This window comes from Pseudomonas sp. GW822-FHT04H02 (assembly GCF_058800645.1).
In genome coordinates, this window is sequence record NZ_JBXAMM010000009.1 from 168,137 (window position 1) to 186,191 (window position 18,055).

Annotated in this window: 14 protein-coding genes; 12 read left to right on the forward strand and 2 right to left on the reverse strand. The window is 62.9% G+C overall.

The features are described 5' to 3' along the window. Positions 1-36 precede the first annotated feature (36 nt). From AC1RMG_RS30355 to mgrA, 3 genes are all read left to right on the forward strand, one after another. Positions 37-2,295 (forward strand): TonB-dependent receptor, encoded by a 2,259-nt coding sequence (locus AC1RMG_RS30355; RefSeq protein ID WP_493170913.1) that lies wholly within the window; start codon positions 37-39, stop codon positions 2,293-2,295. Positions 2,296-2,438: 143 nt separating this feature from the next. Further along, positions 2,439-3,767: an LLM class flavin-dependent oxidoreductase gene (locus AC1RMG_RS30360; protein ID WP_370058418.1), complete on the forward strand. Its 1,329-nt coding sequence runs from the start codon at positions 2,439-2,441 to the stop codon at positions 3,765-3,767. 149 nt (positions 3,768-3,916) lie between these two features. Further along, positions 3,917-4,954 carry an L-glyceraldehyde 3-phosphate reductase gene (mgrA, locus tag AC1RMG_RS30365; protein WP_493170915.1) on the forward strand — a complete coding sequence of 346 codons (1,038 nt, stop codon included), beginning with the start codon at positions 3,917-3,919 and terminating at the stop codon, positions 4,952-4,954. Positions 4,955-5,049: 95 nt separating this feature from the next. Here mgrA and AC1RMG_RS30370 read toward each other — a convergent pair whose 3' ends face one another. Then, on the reverse strand, positions 5,050-6,237 hold the full coding sequence (locus tag AC1RMG_RS30370; protein WP_125062550.1) for an HlyD family secretion protein: 1,188 nt from the start codon (positions 6,235-6,237) through the stop codon (positions 5,050-5,052). A gap of 77 nt (positions 6,238-6,314) precedes the next feature. On the opposite strand from AC1RMG_RS30370, the gene AC1RMG_RS30375 reads away from it, so the two are divergent. Further along, positions 6,315-7,910 (forward strand): DHA2 family efflux MFS transporter permease subunit, encoded by a 1,596-nt coding sequence (locus tag AC1RMG_RS30375; RefSeq protein ID WP_011058639.1) that lies wholly within the window; start codon positions 6,315-6,317, stop codon positions 7,908-7,910. A 14-nt stretch (positions 7,911-7,924) separates the two neighbouring features. On the opposite strand, the gene AC1RMG_RS30380 is transcribed toward AC1RMG_RS30375, so the two are convergent. After that, on the reverse strand, positions 7,925-8,971 hold the full coding sequence (locus AC1RMG_RS30380; protein ID WP_011058640.1) for a GlxA family transcriptional regulator: 1,047 nt from the start codon (positions 8,969-8,971) through the stop codon (positions 7,925-7,927). A gap of 371 nt (positions 8,972-9,342) precedes the next feature. On the opposite strand from AC1RMG_RS30380, the gene AC1RMG_RS30385 reads away from it, so the two are divergent. The 8 genes from AC1RMG_RS30385 (at position 9,343) to lpdA (ending at position 18,038) form a co-directional block, all read left to right on the forward strand. Further along, positions 9,343-11,124, forward strand: coding sequence for a fatty acyl-AMP ligase (locus AC1RMG_RS30385; RefSeq protein ID WP_493170917.1), 1,782 nt, complete (start codon positions 9,343-9,345; stop codon positions 11,122-11,124). After that, positions 11,121-12,029: an acyl-CoA desaturase gene (locus AC1RMG_RS30390; protein WP_493170919.1), complete on the forward strand. Its 909-nt coding sequence runs from the start codon at positions 11,121-11,123 to the stop codon at positions 12,027-12,029. The genes AC1RMG_RS30385 and AC1RMG_RS30390 overlap by 4 nt, the downstream gene beginning before the upstream one ends. 31 nt (positions 12,030-12,060) lie before the next feature. Continuing rightward, positions 12,061-13,017 (forward strand): acyl-CoA desaturase, encoded by a 957-nt coding sequence (locus tag AC1RMG_RS30395; RefSeq protein ID WP_015633760.1) that lies wholly within the window; start codon positions 12,061-12,063, stop codon positions 13,015-13,017. Between the two features lie 52 nt (positions 13,018-13,069). Continuing rightward, positions 13,070-13,390 (forward strand): acyl carrier protein, encoded by a 321-nt coding sequence (locus AC1RMG_RS30400; protein ID WP_011058644.1) that lies wholly within the window; start codon positions 13,070-13,072, stop codon positions 13,388-13,390. Between the two features lie 18 nt (positions 13,391-13,408). Next, positions 13,409-15,388: an alpha/beta fold hydrolase gene (locus tag AC1RMG_RS30405; protein WP_015633761.1), complete on the forward strand. Its 1,980-nt coding sequence runs from the start codon at positions 13,409-13,411 to the stop codon at positions 15,386-15,388. Positions 15,389-15,425: 37 nt separating this feature from the next. Continuing rightward, positions 15,426-15,623, forward strand: coding sequence for a rubredoxin (locus AC1RMG_RS30410; protein ID WP_011058646.1), 198 nt, complete (start codon positions 15,426-15,428; stop codon positions 15,621-15,623). A 202-nt stretch (positions 15,624-15,825) separates the two neighbouring features. Continuing rightward, positions 15,826-16,587, forward strand: coding sequence for an alpha/beta hydrolase (locus tag AC1RMG_RS30415; RefSeq protein ID WP_169892889.1), 762 nt, complete (start codon positions 15,826-15,828; stop codon positions 16,585-16,587). Further along, positions 16,584-18,038: a dihydrolipoyl dehydrogenase gene (gene lpdA / locus AC1RMG_RS30420; RefSeq protein ID WP_123431243.1), complete on the forward strand. Its 1,455-nt coding sequence runs from the start codon at positions 16,584-16,586 to the stop codon at positions 18,036-18,038. Before AC1RMG_RS30415 ends, lpdA begins: the two co-directional genes overlap by 4 nt. The last annotated feature ends 17 nt before the right edge of the window (positions 18,039-18,055 follow it).

The following is an 18,055-nucleotide window of genomic DNA, read 5'->3' on the forward strand; positions in this document are numbered from 1 at the left end:
CGGCAGCGGTTCGGGGCATTTTTCAGCAGGTGCAGCATGCAGAACTTTCTTGGGGAACAGCACAGTCTCACGCAGTCGATCCGTGGTGCCAAGCCATTGCGACCCCATCTGGGCTGGTTGCTGGCGGGGCTGGCCGCCTTGCCGCTGCCGGCGGCTTATGCCGCTGACAGCGGCGCCAGCGCGCAGGATCAGGAACCGACCCTGAAGTCGGTGACCGTCACCGCCACCCGCCGCGAGGAATCGCTGCAGAAAGTCCCGGTGGCGGTCTCGGTGGTGGAGGGCGAGCAACTGGAGCGGGATAACCGCAACGGCGTTGCAAGCATCGTGCAGCAGGTGCCATCGCTGAACTTCCGCACGGGTGCCTCGAACAAGGACACCTCGCTGTTCATCCGTGGCGTGGGCACCATTTCCACCTCACCGGGGGTGGAGCCCACGGTGGCGACGGTGATCGACGGCGTGGTCTACGGCCGCCCCGGCCAGGCCACCCTGGACCTGCTGGATCTGGAACGGATCGAAGTCCTGCGCGGGCCCCAGGGCACCCTGTTCGGCAAGAACGCCTCGGCCGGGGTGCTGAATGTCATCACCAAGGCGCCTACCGCCGAGACTCATGGCTACATCGACCAGGCCTACTACAGCGGCAATGAAAGCCGCACCCGTTTCGGCATTGGCGGCAGCCTGATTCCCGACACCCTCAAGGGTTCGTTCACCACCTTGTTCGGCAGTTACGACGGCAATGTGGATAACCGCCACAACGGCCAGGAGGTCAACGGCTACAACCGCAAGGGCGTGCGCGGCAAGCTGGAGTTCACCCCCAGCGAGGACCTCAAGTTCACCTTCGCGGCGGACTACATGCAATCCCATGATGACGCCCCCAACGGGGTGGTGAGCAAGGCCCTGACACCCGCCTTCGCCAAGGCCCTGAACCCCGTGCGCGCCAGCAGCGACAACCGGGACATCAACACCGACACCCGTACCCATGTGGACGATATCAACAAGGGCCTTTCCGGCCAGCTGGACTGGAGCCTGGGCGACTACACCCTGACCTCGATCACCGCCTGGCGCGGCTGGAACAATACCCAGTACCAGGACGGCGACCGTCTTGGCACGGTCACTGCGGCGTTCCCCGGGACCGCCGACAAGGGTGACCTGGACTACAACCAGTACTCGCAGGAGCTGCGCCTGGCATCGCCCAAGGGGCGGTTCCTGGAGTACGTCGGCGGCCTGTTCTACATGCACGGCAAGGATGAAGAAACCTACCAGCGCACCCTGACCACGACCACCGGCGCCAACCGGGGCATTGCCGACTACAGCACCACCAACGACAGCTACGCGGTATTTGGCGAGAGCACCCTGAATTTCACCGAGGACTTTCGTGGCATCGCCGGCCTGCGCTGGACCCACGATGACCTGAAGTACGATCACCGCCGGGTCTCGACTTCGGCGACCACGGTCAGCGGTATCCAGCCGGGCACCCAGAGTTCCGGCTCGGTGGACGAGGATGGCTGGTCCGGGCGCCTGGGCCTGCAATATGACCTCAGCGCCACGGTCACCAGCTACCTGACCTATTCCCGGGGCTACAAGGGCCCGGCCTACAACGTGTTCTTCAACATGCAGCCGCGGGACACCCAAGCACTGAAACCCGAAACCTCCAACACCTGGGAGGTGGGGATCAAGGCCAGCAGCTGGAACAACCGGCTGACCACCAACCTCGCGGTGTTCCACAGCGAATACGACAACTACCAGGCCAACTTCTTCGACACCGTGGCCGGGCAGGTAGTGACCCGCCTGATCAATGCCGGGAGCGTCAGCAGCGAGGGCGTGGAACTGGATTACGCCCTGCAGGCCACCCAGCAACTGAAGTTCTCCGGGGCCCTGGCCTACACCCGGGCGCGCATCGACGAATTCGCCTGCCCGGCGGGCGCGGCGGCTTCGTGCAACGTCAACGGCAAGCCGTTGCCTTTCAGCCCGGACTGGAAAAGCTACGTGCGCGCCGACTACAGCATTCCCCTGGATAACGGCCTGGATATCGAGTTGGGCACTGACTACAGCTGGCAAAGCGAAGTGCAGTACGACATCAGCCAGAACCTCGACACCCGCCAGGGCGCCTACGGCATCTGGAACGCCAGCATTGCCCTGGCCGACTACAACGATGGCTGGCGCGTGGCGTTGCTGGGCAAGAACCTCGCCGACAAGTCCTATTCGCCCTTGCTGGCCAGTGGCGGCAACTACATCTACCGCGCCGTGCCCCGGGATGACGAACGTTATTTCGGCGTGCAGTTGCGCAAGGATTTCTGATGCCCTGCCGTTGTAGGAGCCGGCTTGCCGGCGAATGGGTCGGCGAGCTGGGAGCAGGTCCCGAGGGCGCTTTCGCTGGCAAGCCCGCTCCTACAGCGGGCTTTGGCGGTGTCCCTTTTGCAGCATGAAACAAGGAGTGATCCATGTCCCGTTCCACTCGCCAGCTCAAGCTCGGCGCCTTTCTCATGGCCACCGGTCACCACGTTGCTGCCTGGCGTCATCCGGATGTTCCGGCCCAGGCAGGGCTGGATTTTGCCGTCTATAAAGAACTGGCGCAGATCGCCGAAGCCGCGCGCTTCGATGCACTGTTCGTCGCCGACAGCCTGGCAGCCCCTACCGGCCCCATCGCCAGCCGCATGGCCCGCTCCGATTACTTCGAACCCTTGACGTTACTGGCGGCCCTGGCGGCCGTGACCGAGCGAATAGGGCTAATTGCCACTAGCACTACGAGCTATAACGTACCGTACCACGTAGCACGTAAATTCGCGTCGCTGGACCATCTTTCAGGTGGTCGGGCGGGGTGGAACCTGGTGACTTCCGACAATGCTGCCGAAGCGCGGAATTTCGGTCGGGAGGAACATTTTGGGCACGCGGAACGTTATCGCAGGGCCCGGGAGTTCCATCGGGTGGTCACCGGGCTCTGGGACAGCTGGGAGGACGACGCCTTTGTCCGCGACAAGGCCAGTGGCGAGTATTTCGACCCAGACAAGCAGCATTTACTGGACCATCGCGGTGAATTCTTCCAGGTCAAAGGGCCATTGAATGTGGCGCGCCCACCCCAGGGATACCCGGTGATCGTCCAGGCCGGTTCTTCCGAGAGCGGTCGTGAGCTGGCGGCCCAGACCGCCGAAGTGGTATTCACCGCCCAGCCTTCCATGGCCGCCGCGCAGGCCTTCTATGCCGACCTGAAAGGACGCCTGAAGCAGTACGATCGTAGTACGCAATCCCTGAAAATCATGCCTGGGGTATTCGTGGTGGTGGGGGACAGTGAAAGTCAGGCCCGGGAAAAGTTCGAAGCCTTCCAGGACCTGGTGGAGCCCGAAGTGGGCGTGGCCCTGTTGGGGAGGATGCTGGGCAACTTCGACTTGTCCGGCTACCCGCTGGATGCACCGTTGCCGGCGCTACCACTGACCGAGAGCGGCCAGCAGAGCCGCCAGCAATTGCTCACCGAGCTGGCCGGCAAGGACAACCTGACCCTGGCCCAGCTGGGGCGCAGGATTGCCGGTGGCCGTGGGCACTACAGCCTGATCGGTACGCCCGGGCAGATAGCCGACGTACTGCAAGCCTGGTTCGAGGAGGGCGCGGCCGATGGTTTCAATGTGCTGGTGCCGCATCTCCCTGGTGGGCTACGGGACTTTGCCGGCGGGGTGATTCCGGAACTGCAGCGGCGCGGGCTGTTCAGAACTGAATACGAGGGCCGAACCCTGCGGGAAAACCTGGGGTTGGCGCGACCGAAAAATCAGTTTGTGTGACAACGCGGCTGGCGCAGGGGCCGGCTTGCCAGCGAAGGCGCTCGTGGTGGTTAAGGCTTGCGGGCCTTTGGCCGGCAAGCCGGCTCCTACCGTGGGGCGCTTTGATCGACGTTAGTCGTTTTGGAAAGACCTGACTCAGAGAGGATTCGATGACTTACATAGCTGCTGAAAACCGCTACGACTCCATCCCCTATCGCCGTGTCGGCCGCAGTGGCCTGGTACTGCCGGCGCTGTCCCTGGGGCTGTGGCACAACTTTGGCGACAGCACGCCGATCGACACCCAGCGTGCCTTGCTGCGCACCGCCTTCGACCTGGGGATCAACCACTTCGACCTGGCCAACAACTACGGCCCGCCCTACGGCAGCGCCGAAATCAACTTCGGCCGCCTGCTGCGTGAAGACTTCAAGGCCTATCGCGATGAATTGATCATCTCCAGCAAGGCCGGTTGGGACATGTGGCCCGGGCCTTACGGCCAGGGCGGCGGTTCGCGCAAGTACGTGCTGGCCAGCCTCGACCAGAGCCTGCAGCGCCTGGGCCTGGACTATGTGGATATCTTCTATTCCCACCGCTTCGACCCGGATACGCCGCTGGAGGAAACCGCCAGCGCCCTGGCCGCCGCCGTGCAGCAGGGCAAGGCGCTGTATATCGGTATTTCTTCCTATTCGGGGGCCAAGACCCGGGAAATCGCCGCGTTGCTCAAGGAGTGGAAGGTGCCGCTGCTGATCCATCAACCGGCCTACAACATGCTCAACCGCTGGGTCGAGAAGGACCTGCTGGACACCACCGAGGAGCTCGGCGCCGGGGTCATCGCCTTTACGCCGCTGGCCCAGGGCCTGCTTACCGACAAGTACCTCAATGGCATTCCCGAGGATGCGCGGGTCAATCGTCCGGGGGGCGGCTCGTTGCAGGCTTCGCACTTGTCGGATGCCAATATCGCCCATGTCCGCGCGCTCAACGAGATCGCCAAGAACCGCGGCCAGAGCCTGGCGCAACTGGCCCTGGCCTGGACCCTGCGCGACTCGCGGGTGACCTCGGCGCTGATCGGTGCCAGCCGGCCGGAGCAGATCATCGAGAACGTCGGGGCGTTGCAGAACTTGAGCTTCAGTGTCGAGGAACTGGCGGAAATCGATCATTTCGCCAAAGAAGGGCGCATCAACCTGTGGGAAAAACCTTCGACGGCAGAGTGAGGTAAGTCTGCTCCTGCACCGATAAAACAGCCCCCGGCAGAGCGATCTGCCGGGGGCTGTTGGCTTTGCCGCCTGGAGCGGGGCGGCAGGCGTCGTTACCTGGTCGTGCTGCTGACTTTCAAGGAGGACGGACTGCCGGCCACGGTGCGGTCCTGGGGATCATCGAGGTCGACCTTGGCGGTCACCGACAGGCCCGGCCGCAGGCGTTCGAGGCCGGACTGGTTGGCGTCGAAGCGAATGCGCACCGGCACCCGCTGGACGATCTTGGTGAAGTTGCCGGTGCCCGGTTCGAAGGGCAGCAGGGCAAAGGTCGAGCCTGAACCCGGAGCCAGGCTTTCCACGGTGCCGGTGATGCTGACGCCTGGCAGGGCATCGATCTTGATCTGCGTCGATTGCCCCGGGTACATGTGCTGGGTCTGGGTCTCCTTGAAGTTGGCCAGTACATAGAGGTCATGCAGCGGCACCAGGGTCAGCAGGCGCGAACCCGGTTGCACGTAATCGCCAACCTGGATCTGCCGATTGCCGACGGTGCCGTCCATCGGTGCATAGATGGTGGTGTGGCGCAGGTCCTGCTGGGCCAGTTCCAGCCGCGCCTTGGCGGTTACCACCTTGGCCTTGGCCATCTGCAATTGCGCTTGCAGGCGTTGCCGTTGCGCGGTGGTGACCGCAAGGTCGTTCTCCGCCACTTGCAACATGGCCTGGGCGTAGGCCAGGCCTTGTTCGGCGGAGATGGCCTGGGTGCTGTATTTCTCCACCTCGTTGCGCGCCACGGCGCCGGTGGTGACCAGGGTATCGAAGCGATTGCGCTCCGCACCGGCACGCTTGGATTCGGCCTGGTTGGTGCGGATCGAGGTGCGCGCCGCCTGCACGCGGGCACTGGCCAGGCGCTGCTCGGCGTCCTGGATGGTCAGCGCGGCCTCGGCCAGGGCGACCTGGGCCTGGTTGTCCGCCAGATCGCCTTCGGCCAGGGATACCCGGCTGTCGAACTCTTCGCTGTTGATGCGCACCAGGGGCTGCCCGGCGGTGACGTTCTGGTGATCCTTGACCAGCACCTCTGTCACCAGGCCATGGACCCGCGGCGCGACGGAGGTCGCATCGGCGGCGATGTAGGCATCGTCCGTGGCCTGCGTCGACGGCGCCATCAGCACCCAGCCAACCCCGACTGCTACCAATGTCAGGGCGATAGCGCCGGCGATCAGCGGGCGCTTGGAACGCTTGCGCGGCTTCTCGGACTCTTGGGCGGCTTGCAGGATGGCGTTCTGAGTCTGGGTGCTCTGCTCCATGTTGAAGCTCCATGCTGTTTTGAATTACGATCATAATATTCACATGTCGGTCGCAATACTACAGGGAAGTACCTACCGTGACGACAAGCGCAACTGACCTCTCCGAAGCGGGTGCCCAGCCCGGCCAACAGTCCACCAAGCGCAAGTTTCTGGTCTTCACGATCATGGCTTTCGGCATGTTCATGGCGCTGATCGACATCCAGATCGTGGCGGCCTCGCTCAACGACGTGCAGGCCGGGCTCAGTGCCGGCCCTGATGAAGTGAGCTGGGTGCAGACCGCCTATCTGATTGCCGAACTGATCATGATTCCCTTCTCGGCGTTTCTCGCCCAGGCGATTTCCACCCGCTGGCTGTTCGCTGCCAGCGCGGCGTTCTTTACCCTGTTCAGCGTGGGTTGCGGGATGGCCTGGAACATCGAGTCGATGATCGTGCTGCGGGCCCTGCAAGGCTTTGCCGGCGGGGCGATGGTGCCCACGGTATTCGCCGTGGGGTTCGTGTTGTTCGAAGGCAAGCAGCGGGCGATGGTCCCGGCAATCCTTGGCATGACCGCGGTGCTGGCACCGACCCTGGGCCCCACGGTGGGCGGCCTGGTGACCTTCTACCTGGACTGGCGCTGGATCTTCTTCATCAACGTGCTGCCGGGGCTGGTGATCTGCATCGGTGCGGCGTTGCTGATCGATGTGGATCGCCCGGACCTGTCCATGCTGCGGCGTATCGACTGGCTGCATTTCGTCGCCATGGCGCTGGCCCTGGGGTGTTTTGAATACGTGCTGGAGGAGGGGCCGCGCAAGGACTGGTTCAGCGATACCGGGATCGTCATCGCGGCCTGGGTGTCCCTTGTGTCCTTTGGTTTGTTCATCGAGCGCTCGTTGTATTCGAACAACCCGATCGTGTCCCTGGTGCCGTTTCGCGACCGCACCTTTTCCATTGCCTGCCTGTTGAACCTGGTGATCGGTTTTGGCCTTTATTCGTCGACCTACCTGGTGCCGGTGTTTCTTGGCCGGGTGCGTGGCTTCGATAGCCTGGAAATCGGCACCACGGTTTTTGTCGTGGGTATCGGGCAGTTGGTCAGTACGATTATTGCTGCCCGGGCCTCGGAAAAAGTTGATCGGCGCCTGATCATCTCGGTGGGTTTCCTCGGCCTGGCGCTGAGCCTGTGGCTGACTTCCCGGGTCACCTCCAACTGGGGATTCGATGAGTTGCTGGTGCCGCAGGTGGCGCGTGGGCTGTTCCTGATGCTGTGCATCGTGCCGAGCGTGAACATGGCCTTGAGCTCGTTCCAGGGGGTTGAACTGCGCCAGGCCTCCGGGCTGTTCAACCTGATGCGCAACCTGGGCGGCGCCATTGGTATTGCTACGGTCAACACCTGGCTGCAGGACGATGCCCGGACTCAGGTCCTGCGCCTGTCCGAGTCGCTGGGGAGCAAGGCTGTCGCCGCCCAGGAACTCATGGGCCAACTGGCGCTGAAGATTGCCGCCGATACACCGGATGCCAGCCACGCTTTCCTGATGGCTCAGGGCATTCTCGGCCGCCTGGTGGGGCGTGAAGCGCTGACCCTGGCCTTTGGCGATGTGTTCCGCCTGATGGCGATGATGTTCGTGGTGGCGTTGTTGCTGGTGCCGTTGTGCAAGGTGCCCCCGGCCGCGCCAGGCGCAGCCGAGGAGGAGAAGTGATAAGCAGCCGGGGCCTAGATGATCGGCGGCCCGGAGCGGGTCTTGCGCAACTGGCTGGGGGTGCAGCCCATGTTTTTCCACATCAGGCGGCGTAGAGCGGTGGAATCGGCATAGCCCACTTTGAAAGCAACTTCTTCAATGCTCATATTGGTGGTTTCCAATAAGCTTTGAACATGTTGCAGGCGAACTTTCTGAATGAAGGCCATGGGCGGCTTTCCCGTGGCGCTACGAATTCTGCGGGATAAGGTCTTCTCGGTTATACGCAAATGTTCGGCAATGGTGCTCAGTGGCGGAACGTTGGGCAGGCAATCCTCGATGAACTTCTCCATTAACAAAACTTCACGGTTTTCCGTTTGCAAGTTGGACAGGGCCATGTAGTGATATTGCGCCGGTCGACCATCTATCAACAGATAACGCATGGTCAATTCAGCAATCTGATTGCCCATCTTATTACGCAATATGTAGAGCATTAGATCCATTTGCGACATGCCTGCGCCTGCTGTAATCATATTTCCGTCATGAATAAGCATGCGTTTTGTGTCGAGTATCGCTTCGGGATAACGCTCTTTGAAAGTTTCATACAGTTGCCAATGAGTGGTGACCGTATGCCCCTCCAGAACCCCCGCCTCACCCAGGACGAAAACTGCTGAACAGGACGCCGCCGTCTGCTGCCCGCGGCGGTGATGGTCATGCACCAACTGGCTGAGCTTGCGGATATCGGCGTGCCCGAGCCGGGTGATCAGTTCGCTGGACAGGCTGAGCCCAGGCAGCCTTTTTTCCCGGCGACAGCCAAAGAAATCCAGCTCCTGGGTGTTCTCCAGCCCCAGTCCCGGGATCACCAGCATGCTGCCTTCGATGGCCTGGACCTTGTCCAGTGGCTGGGCATCCAGGCGCATGCCGTTGCGCATGCGAACCGATTCGCTGCTGCCGATAATCTTCCAGGTGATGGTTGGCCGGCCCATGACTTCGGCGACCTGGTTAGCTGTTCGCAGCACATCCAGGGTGATCGCGACACTCGATCCCATGGCACCTTCCAGCGCAATAAGCGTGAGCACATCCATGTCCATTTTCTCCCTGTAAGTGTCCATTTGTGCATTAGCAAAATATACAAGCTGGTGGCAGACTTCTCAACGCATCCAGATTTCACTTTCCTGCCCACGCTATTCCCTGTGGGACATAAAAAAATATGCATTCATCAAGTGAATGCGTTGCTCTGTCAATAAAATGACATCTTTGTCTACTGCCTAGTAAGAGCTCCCCTTCTTAGGGGCGTTTGTTCGGTTCCTTAGTGCTGAAAATAATAAACGACCTTCAGGTCAATATATGGCTCTCCATTTAAAAAGGATTTTGAATGAACTACGCCGTGCCTCGTGATTATCTTAATGATGTCAATCCAGCCATCTCAGCGCATGTAGCAGTTGATGATCTGCCGTTGGCTGAAGTCCCGGGCATCGAATGTTTAAGTTCGGTTACCGAAGTACTGGCCTATCGCGCATGGCGGCAACCCGATGCCATTGCCTTCATCCATCTGCTCGATGGCGAGCGGGAGGAGGCGTCGATCAGCTACGCCGAACTGTGGAAGCGTAGTCAACGATTGGCCGCCGCGCTGCAGATCTTCGAGCCCCGTGAAAAACGGGTGCTGATGCTGTTCGAGACCGGTATCGACTACATCGTTTCACTGTTCGGCCTGCTGCTGGCCGGTGCCGTGGCGATCCCGGCCTTTCCCCCAGTGGGGACCCGGGGGCTGGAGCGGCTGGCACTGATCTGCGCTGATGCCCATCCGCAACTGGTGCTCACCAGCTCGCGCTTCATGCGGTCCCAGGAGCGGGTCAACGCTCTGCTCCAGGGTGATTTGCCCGCGCCCCAGTGGGTTGACCCGGAGCAGTTGGCCGAGGCGAATTCATCCTGGCGCGGGCAGGCGCTCGCCCACGGCCAACTGGCCCTGCTGCAATACACCTCGGGCTCCACCTCGGCGCCCAAGGGCGTGATGCTGACCCACGACAACCTCTACAGTAATTGCCGCAGTGCCAGCCAGTGGATGGGCCCGGCCAGGAATCGCGTGGGTTGCAGCTGGCTGCCGCCCTATCACGACATGGGCCTGATGGGCGGAATCCTGCAGCCGATCTTCGATGCCTTCCCTACCGTGCTCATCAGCCCCGGGCACTTTGTCCAGCGGCCGCTGCGCTGGCTGGATGCGGTGTCCAGGTACGGCGCCGACGTCACCATCGCGCCCAACTTCGCCTTCGACCTGTGTGTCGAAAACATCACCGACGAGGAACTGGCAGAGCTCGACCTGAGCAAGCTCAAGGCTATCTATTGCGGGGCCGAGCCGGTGCGCCAGAGCACCCTGGCACGCTTCTCCGAACGTTTTGCCGCCGCCGGCTTCAACCCGGCGGCCCTGGGCCCCTGCTACGGGTTGGCCGAGGCCACCGTACTGGTCTCGGGCAAGCGCCACGATGAGCCGGCGTTCAATACCCAGGTGGATCGGGACCAACTCGCCAGTGGCACCCTGGCCATCGTCGATGCCGAGGATGCCCGGGCCCTACCGCTGGTCAGTAGCGGCAGGGTCGCCCCGGGCCTGCGCGTGGCGATTGTCGACCCTGTCAGCCTGCAACCGGTGGCCGACGGCCAGATCGGCGAGATCTGGGTCCAGGGCGACAACGTGGGCGCCGGCTACTGGGGCAAGGAAGCGCTGAGCCAGCAGGTGTTTCGCGCCAGCCTGCCGGGCATCCATGGACGTTTCATGCGCACCGGCGATCTTGGCGCGCTGCACCGCGATGAGCTGTTCGTCACCGGGCGCCTCAAGGACCTGATCATCATTGCCGGGCGCAATCTGTATCCCCAGGACCTGGAGCTGGCGGTGGAAAGCGCCGACCCGCGCATCCGCAGCAACGGCTGCGTGGCGGTGGGCATCGATAACGGCCAGCAGGAACAACTGGCGATCGTGGCCGAGGTCAAGCGCAGCGAGAAACTCGATGAAGCCCAGCAGGAACAGCTGCGCCAGGTGATCACCAGTGCGCTGGTCAGCCAGTTCGGCGTGGCCCCGGCGCGCATCCACCTGGCGCCCATGGGCGGCATTCCACTGACCACCAGTGGCAAGGTCCAGCGCCAGGCCACCCGCAAGGCCCTGCTCAACGACACGCTGGCGCGCTATGGCGCCAGTCGCGCGGCTGCGGCACCTACCCTTAAAACTGCTACGGATGCCCTGTCATGACGGCCATGAATCCTCATATCGACCGCACCGGCCAGCGCGAGCGGCAATTGGCCTGGCTGACGGTCGCAACTCCGGCAGTGGGCACCGTGGTGGCCCTGGTGCTGGCCTGGCATCAGGGCATCGGCTGGCTGGAAATCAGCGCGCTGGCCAGCATGTACCTGTTGACCGCCCTGGGAGTGGAAGTGGGCATGCACCGGTTCTTTTCCCACCATGCGTTCAAGGCCGGCCCGGTGATCACCGCATTCTTCGGCATCGCCGGTTCGATGGCGGCGCAGGGCCCGATCCTGTTCTGGGCGGCGACCCATCGCCAGCACCACGCCTTCACCGACAAGGAAGGCGACCCGCATTCGCCGCGTCCGCTCAAGGCGGGTTTTATCGGCAATATCCAGGGCTGGTGGCACGCTCACCTGGGCTGGCTGTTCAGCCTGCGCAAGCAGAACTGGAGCCAGTTCGTGCCGGACCTGCTGCGCGATCGACTGATCATGCAGATCAACCAGCGCTACTACCTGTGGATCATCCTCGGCCTGCTGCTGCCCAGCCTGGCATGCGGGCTGATAACCCGCAGCTGGGAGGGCGCGCTCAGCGGCCTGCTGTGGGGCGGCTTCGTGCGGATCTTCCTGGTGGACCACGCCACCTGGTGCATCAACTCCTTTGCCCACCGGGTTGGCGGCCGCGACCACAAGACCCGGGATACCAGCCGCAACGTGTTCTGGCTGGCGATTCCGACGGTAGGGGGCGGTTGGCACAACAACCACCACGCCTTCCCGGCGCTGGCCCATGCCGGCCTGAAACCCTGGCAGTTGGATATTGGCGGCCTGTTCATCGAGCTGCTCGCCCTCTGCGGCCTGGCCTGGGATGTCAAACGGCCCGGCCCGACCGTGGCTGCAGAACCTTCAGAAAGCTGATTGCCGGTCCCTACCTCACAGGAAGCAATTCATGGACGAGATACTCACCAATACAGCGACACCAGAGGTCGGCGGGGTTGCCCAGCTGAGCCCGAGTGCGGCCAGGACCAAGGCGCGGATCGCGCTGGCAGTCATGCTGGTGCCCCTGTTCGGGACCTTCGAGGCAATCCGACTATGGTTCACCGGCCAGGTCCATGCCCTGGATTTCATCCTCTTCGCGGTGTTCTATGCGGTGCAGATGTTCGGGGTTTCCATGGGCTACCACCGTTACCTGGCCCATCGTGCGTTCAAGACCTCGCGGCTGATGAGCAGCCTGATGCTGATCGCCGGTTGCATGGCGGCCCAGGGGCCGATCCTGTTCTGGGTCACCACCCATCGCCGGCACCACACCTACAGTGACCAGCACGGTGACCCGCATTCCCCCAACCTCATGGGCCAGAGCCGCTGGCAACGGGCCAAGGGGCTGTGGCATGCGCACATGCCGTGGATGCTGGCCCCGGACATGTCGAGCTGGAACTTCTTCGCCCCGGACATCCTGCGCGACCGCCGGCTGTTCTTCTACAACCAGACCTACCTGTTCTGGGTGGCCCTGGGGGTAATCCTGCCAGGGGTGATCGGCGGGCTGGTCAGCCAGAGCTGGTCCGGTGCCTGGAGCGGCCTGATCTTCGGCGGCCTGGCGCGGATCTTCGTCGCCAACCAGGCGGCCTGGTGTGTGGGCTCCATCTGCCACCGCTACGGCGCTCGCCCGTTCGTGACCCACGACCAGAGCACCAACAACTGGATCGTGGCCTTCCTCACCTTTGGCGAGGGGCTGCAAAACAATCACCACGCATTCCCTGCCTGGTACCGGCATGGCGTGCACTGGTGGGAGCCCGACCTGTCGGGCTGGACACTGGCGTTAATGGGCAAGCTGAGACTGGTCTCAGACCTGCGTTCCCCGTCCCAGGCAATGATCGACAAAGTCCGCAAGCGCCAGGCCTCGTCCTGAAACGCCCAATCGGCTGATCGTATTAACCACCTCACTCATCAAGGAAGATCCTATGTCCAATTTCATCTCCAATTTGCTGAGCACTCTGAGCTTCTCAGAGAAAAAACAGGCGGCGGTCGAACTCAACGAGGACAGCATCAAGCATTGGCTGGTGCAGAAGATGGGCGCGCTCTTGAAGATCGATCCTTCCCAGGTCGATACCGCCCGCAGTTTCGAGTCCTACGGCCTCGATTCGCTGGTAGCGGTGAAGGTGGCGGGTGACCTGGAGAAGTTCATGGAGCAGCGCCTGTCGCCGGCCCTGCTGTTCGAATACTCCAGCATCGATGACCTGTCCAAATACCTGGCCAATGAACTGACCACATCCGAAGTTTGACTTCGCAGGAGCTTGGCCATGGCCATTGCACAGATGCCCTCGCAAAAAAACGATAAATTCAATGACCTGCTCCGACGCTCTCAGGAGATCGAGGGCCTGCGTCTGACCGACGCAATCCCCAAGCACCTGTATCAGCCGCGGGTATGGCGCGGGATGCTCAGCTTCGTCGTCAGCTACATGCTCTACATCGGTGCCATCGTGGCGGTCGCCCACGTGCACTGGATGTTCTACCTGCCGCTGTGGCTGGTGGCGGGCCTGGGCGGCTGGGGCCTGTTCTGTGTCGCTCACGATTGCGGGCACAACTCGTTCTCGCGCAACCGCAGCTTCAACCACATCCTCGGGCACATCGCGCTGCTGCCGTTGCTGTACCCGTTCCACGGCTGGCGCCACATGCACAACATGCACCACGCCAACACCAACAACCTGGAAATGGACGTCGACTGGCGCCCGGTGCTGCGCGTGCAATATGACGCCATGCCCTGGTGGGACAAGCTGGTCTACAGCAGCACCCGCACCTGGCTGTTCTGGCTGGGCACGGTCAACTACCAGCGTCACTCGGGCTTCCGTCCGTCGATGTTCCACAAGCTCGAAGCGCGCAACGAAGTGCGTCGCTCGATCCTGTTCATGGTGGTGGCTGCGCTGATCTACCTGCCGACCCTGGTCTACTTCACCGGCTTCACCGGTCTGTTCCTGTACTTCATCGCCCCGTGGCTGGCGACCCATGCCTGGTTCAGCCTGACCACCATGATGCACCACATCAGCGACGAGACCCCGTTCCTCACCAAGGAACACTGGAGCTTCAACAGCAGCCGCCTGCTGCTGACCACCGACTACATGTACCCCAAGTGGCTGCTGTTCCTGACCCACTACATTTCGGTGCACACCGCGCACCATGTGGCGCCGATCATTCCCCACTACAACCTGCCCGAAGCCCAGGCCGCGTTGAAGACGGCCTTCCCCGGCATGGTCCGGGAAAAGCCCATGACCGTGCAGGACGTGTGGCACGTGGCGCGTAGCTGCCACCTGTACGACCCGGTGAACGGTTTCTATGAGTCCTTCGACCAACCAGCCCAGGCGGCCGGTGACCCGAGCACCCCCGGAGCCCGGGCCGCCAACGGCCCGTTGACCATGAAGCAGCAGATGCTGCGCAGCTACATGGGCGTGCTGGGATCGGTGTCGCTGGAGACCGCCGGGGCCAAGGCCACCGACCTGTTCGGCTACACCCGGGAATACATCAAGCAGCCGGACAAGGAAATGAGCCCCCTGGGCGCCCAGCGTTTCCATATCAAGGGTATCCCCGGCGTTCCCCATGGCTATCAGTGGGGCACGGGCAACCAGACCATCCTGCTGGTCCATGGCTGGGGTGCGGACAGCCGCAGCCTGTATTCCTTCACCCGGGTCCTGCAGCGCCAGGGCTTCAAGGTCGCGACCTTCGATGCGCCGGCCCACGGCATCTCGCCGGGCTCGCTGAGCACCATGACCGAGTTCAAGGACGCGGTGAAAGCGGCGATTGTCGCCCTCGGTGACGTGGTGGGTATCGTTGCCCATTCCCTGGGCGGGATCGCCGCCACCGGAGCCCTGGCCGAACTGGCCGAGACTCATCGGATCAAGGCCCTGTGCCTGCTGGGTTCGCCGGCCAACCTGCCGGTGGTGATCCAGCGCTGGGCCAACGGCTACCTGAAGCTCAAGCCGGCGGTGGTCCAGGCCATGCACCGGGAACTGTGGAAACGCAACGGCGTGCCGGTGGAGCACTGGGATATCCCGGCGCTGGGCAACGCCCTGCAACTGCCAACCCTGGTGCTGCATGACCTCAACGACCCGATCGTGCCGTTCTGCGAAGCGCAGCAGATCACCACGCTGATGCCATGGGCCAAGCTGGAGCCGGTGTCCGGGCTCGGGCATGTGCGGATCCTCTCCGATGCCGCGGTACTGGAGCAGGTGGCGCAGTTCCTCGTGGAGAACGTCAAGGTGGCCGAAGTGGCTCAGGCCAGCGCATGAGAACAACGCATAACCCTTTGATGATGGTTGACCACCCATGAGCACCTACGCTGAAAACGCTGTGGCCGAATCCGGCCTGTGGATGTGCCTGATCTGTGGCTGGATCTACGATCAACGCCTTGGCGATCCGGATTCGGGGGTGCCTCCGGGCACCGCCTGGGACGACATTGCCGAGGATTGGACCTGCCCGGAATGCGGCGTGAGCAAGTTGGACTTCAACATGGTGAAGCTGTAGCCCAGCGCTTGAATTCTGTAGTCGATGAGGAAGGAAGATGGCGACCCAAGAGCCAAGGCCGGCACCTGCCAGGGGCCGGCGCAACAGCTTCAGGAAGATGCTCTTCAAGGGCATTTACAACGGGGTTCTGGGGCTGCTTCGCTGCAGCTTCTGGATCGAGTCGCGGCTTTTTCCCCAGCGCGCTGCAGCACGGGCGCTGAAGATGTTCACGACGCCACAACGGCTGCGCCAGCATTTTCCGCAGACCTTGCCCAGCGCCACGGTGCAGGACCTGGAAACCGACCAGGGGCGCCTGCGCTGCTTTCGCTGGACTCCACCGCAGGTCCGGCGCCGGGTGGTGCTGGTGCACGGTTGGAGTGGCGCCAGCACCCAGTGGCAGTACCTGATCCCGCTGTTGCTGGAGGAGGGCTGCGAGGTCCTCTCCTTCGACTGCATCGGCCATGGCGGCAGCGGCGGTCGGCAGGCCTCGCTGCCGACCTTCGTCAGCATGCTCGACCAGGTGCAAAAGCAACTGGGGCCCTTCGACACCGTGATTGGTCACTCCCTGGGCGGCGCTGCCGCCGGGTATGCCTTGAGCACTCCGGTCGGCAAGGGTTTCCAGCGGGCGGTCCTGGTGGCCGCGCCGGCCGATATCGAAAACGTGGTCCGGCGCTTTGGCGCATTTTTGTGGATCAACGATGACGTCAGGCAACGCATGCAACTTCTGGTTGAGCAACGCTATCAGAAGGACATGGCCAGCCTGGCGGTCAGCCGTTATGGGCGCCAGGTGGAGGTCCCGGTGCTGCTGGTGCATGACCAGCAGGATCAGGAAGTCCCGGCAGATGACCTGCAATCCTTCGCCGAAGGCTTGCGACACCGGCGGGTCTTGCAGACTCGCGGGTTGGGCCATCTGAAAATTCTCAAGGACAGCGCGACCATGGAGGCCGTGGTCGAGTTTGTCTGTGCAAAGGACGGCAACCTATGAGTGAAAGTTACGATGTGATCGTTATTGGTGCGGGTCCCGGCGGCTATGTCGCCGCCATCCGGGCCGCGCAACTGGGGCTCAAGACAGTCTGCATCGAGCGCTACAAGGGCAAGGATGGCAAGACCGCCTTGGGCGGGACGTGCCTGAACGTTGGCTGCATTCCCTCCAAGGCACTGCTGGACAGTTCCCACCACTACTACGAAGCGCGCAACGGCTTCGAAGTGCACGGCATCGGCATCAGCAATCCGCAGATGGATGTGCCGGCCATGCTGGCGCGCAAGGACAACGTGGTGCGCAATTTCAACGGCGGCATTGCCTCGCTGTTCAAGGCCAATGGCGTGGCCCTGCTGGAAGGTCACGGCAAGCTGCTGGCCAACAAGGAAGTGGAAGTCACCGCCGCCGATGGCAGCACGCAACGCATCAGCGCCGGCAATATCATCCTGGCTCCCGGCTCGCGGCCGATCGACATTCCCGCGGCGCCCCTGGCCGGCGAGGTGATAGTGGACTCCACCGGCGCCCTGGAATTCACCCAGGTGCCCAAGCGCCTCGGGGTGATCGGTGCCGGCGTCATCGGCCTGGAACTGGGGTCGGTCTGGGCACGCCTGGGGGCTGAAGTCACAGTGCTGGAAGCCCTTGACAGCTTCCTCCCGGCGGTGGATGCGCAGATCGCCAAGGAGGCGCAGAAGATCCTCGGCAAGCAGGGCCTGGATATCCGCCTGGGCGCCCGGGTGACGGCCTGCGAAGTGCAGGGCGACAGCGTCAAGGTCAGCCTCAGTGAGGCCGGCGAGGACAAGCAGCAGGTGTTCGACCGGCTGATCGTCGCCGTCGGTCGCCGCCCCCTGACCACCGATCTGCTGGCCGCCGACAGCGGCGTGCACCTGGACGAACGCGGTTTCATCCACGTCGATGGCCAGTGCTGCACCAGCGTTCCCGGGGTGTTCGCCATTGGCGACGTGGTACGCGGCCCGATGCTGGCGCACAAGGCTTCTGAAGAGGGGGTGATGGTGGCCGAGGGGATTGCCGGGCATCGGCACCCGTTGAACTACGACCTGATCCCCTCGGTAATCTACACCCACCCGGAAATCGCCTGGGTCGGCCAGACCGAGCAGGCCCTCAAGGCCGAGGGCGTCGAGTTGAACATCGGCACCTTCCCGTTCGCTGCCAGCAGCCGGGCCATGGCGGCCAACGACACCGCCGGGCTGGTCAAGGTGATTGCCGATGCAGGCACCGACCGCGTGCTGGGCGTGCATGTGATCGGGCCGGGCGCGGCGGAGCTGGTTCAGGAAGGGGCCATCGGCATGGAGTTCGGCACCAGCGCCGAGGACCTGGGGATGATGGTGTTCTCCCATCCGACCCTGTCCGAAGCCCTGCATGAAGCCGCGCTGGCCGTGAATGGCCAGGCGATCCATATCGGCAATCGCAAGAAGAAAGCCCCCGCCGGCGTCAAATAGCCAGTGGCCCCGGCCCC

Coding starts and splice junctions, on each gene's coding strand:
- AC1RMG_RS30355 (WP_493170913.1), top strand. CDS start 37: ATGCAGAACTTTCTTGGGGAACAGCACAGTCTCACGCAGTCGATCCGT.
- AC1RMG_RS30360 (WP_370058418.1), top strand. CDS start 2,439: ATGTCCCGTTCCACTCGCCAGCTCAAGCTCGGCGCCTTTCTCATGGCC.
- mgrA (WP_493170915.1), top strand. CDS start 3,917: ATGACTTACATAGCTGCTGAAAACCGCTACGACTCCATCCCCTATCGC.
- AC1RMG_RS30370 (WP_125062550.1), bottom strand. CDS start 6,237: ATGGAGCAGAGCACCCAGACTCAGAACGCCATCCTGCAAGCCGCCCAA.
- AC1RMG_RS30380 (WP_011058640.1), bottom strand. CDS start 8,971: ATGGATGTGCTCACGCTTATTGCGCTGGAAGGTGCCATGGGATCGAGT.
- AC1RMG_RS30390 (WP_493170919.1), top strand. CDS start 11,121: ATGACGGCCATGAATCCTCATATCGACCGCACCGGCCAGCGCGAGCGG.
- AC1RMG_RS30395 (WP_015633760.1), top strand. CDS start 12,061: ATGGACGAGATACTCACCAATACAGCGACACCAGAGGTCGGCGGGGTT.
- AC1RMG_RS30400 (WP_011058644.1), top strand. CDS start 13,070: ATGTCCAATTTCATCTCCAATTTGCTGAGCACTCTGAGCTTCTCAGAG.
- AC1RMG_RS30405 (WP_015633761.1), top strand. CDS start 13,409: ATGGCCATTGCACAGATGCCCTCGCAAAAAAACGATAAATTCAATGAC.
- AC1RMG_RS30410 (WP_011058646.1), top strand. CDS start 15,426: ATGAGCACCTACGCTGAAAACGCTGTGGCCGAATCCGGCCTGTGGATG.
- AC1RMG_RS30415 (WP_169892889.1), top strand. CDS start 15,826: ATGTTCACGACGCCACAACGGCTGCGCCAGCATTTTCCGCAGACCTTG.
- lpdA (WP_123431243.1), top strand. CDS start 16,584: ATGAGTGAAAGTTACGATGTGATCGTTATTGGTGCGGGTCCCGGCGGC.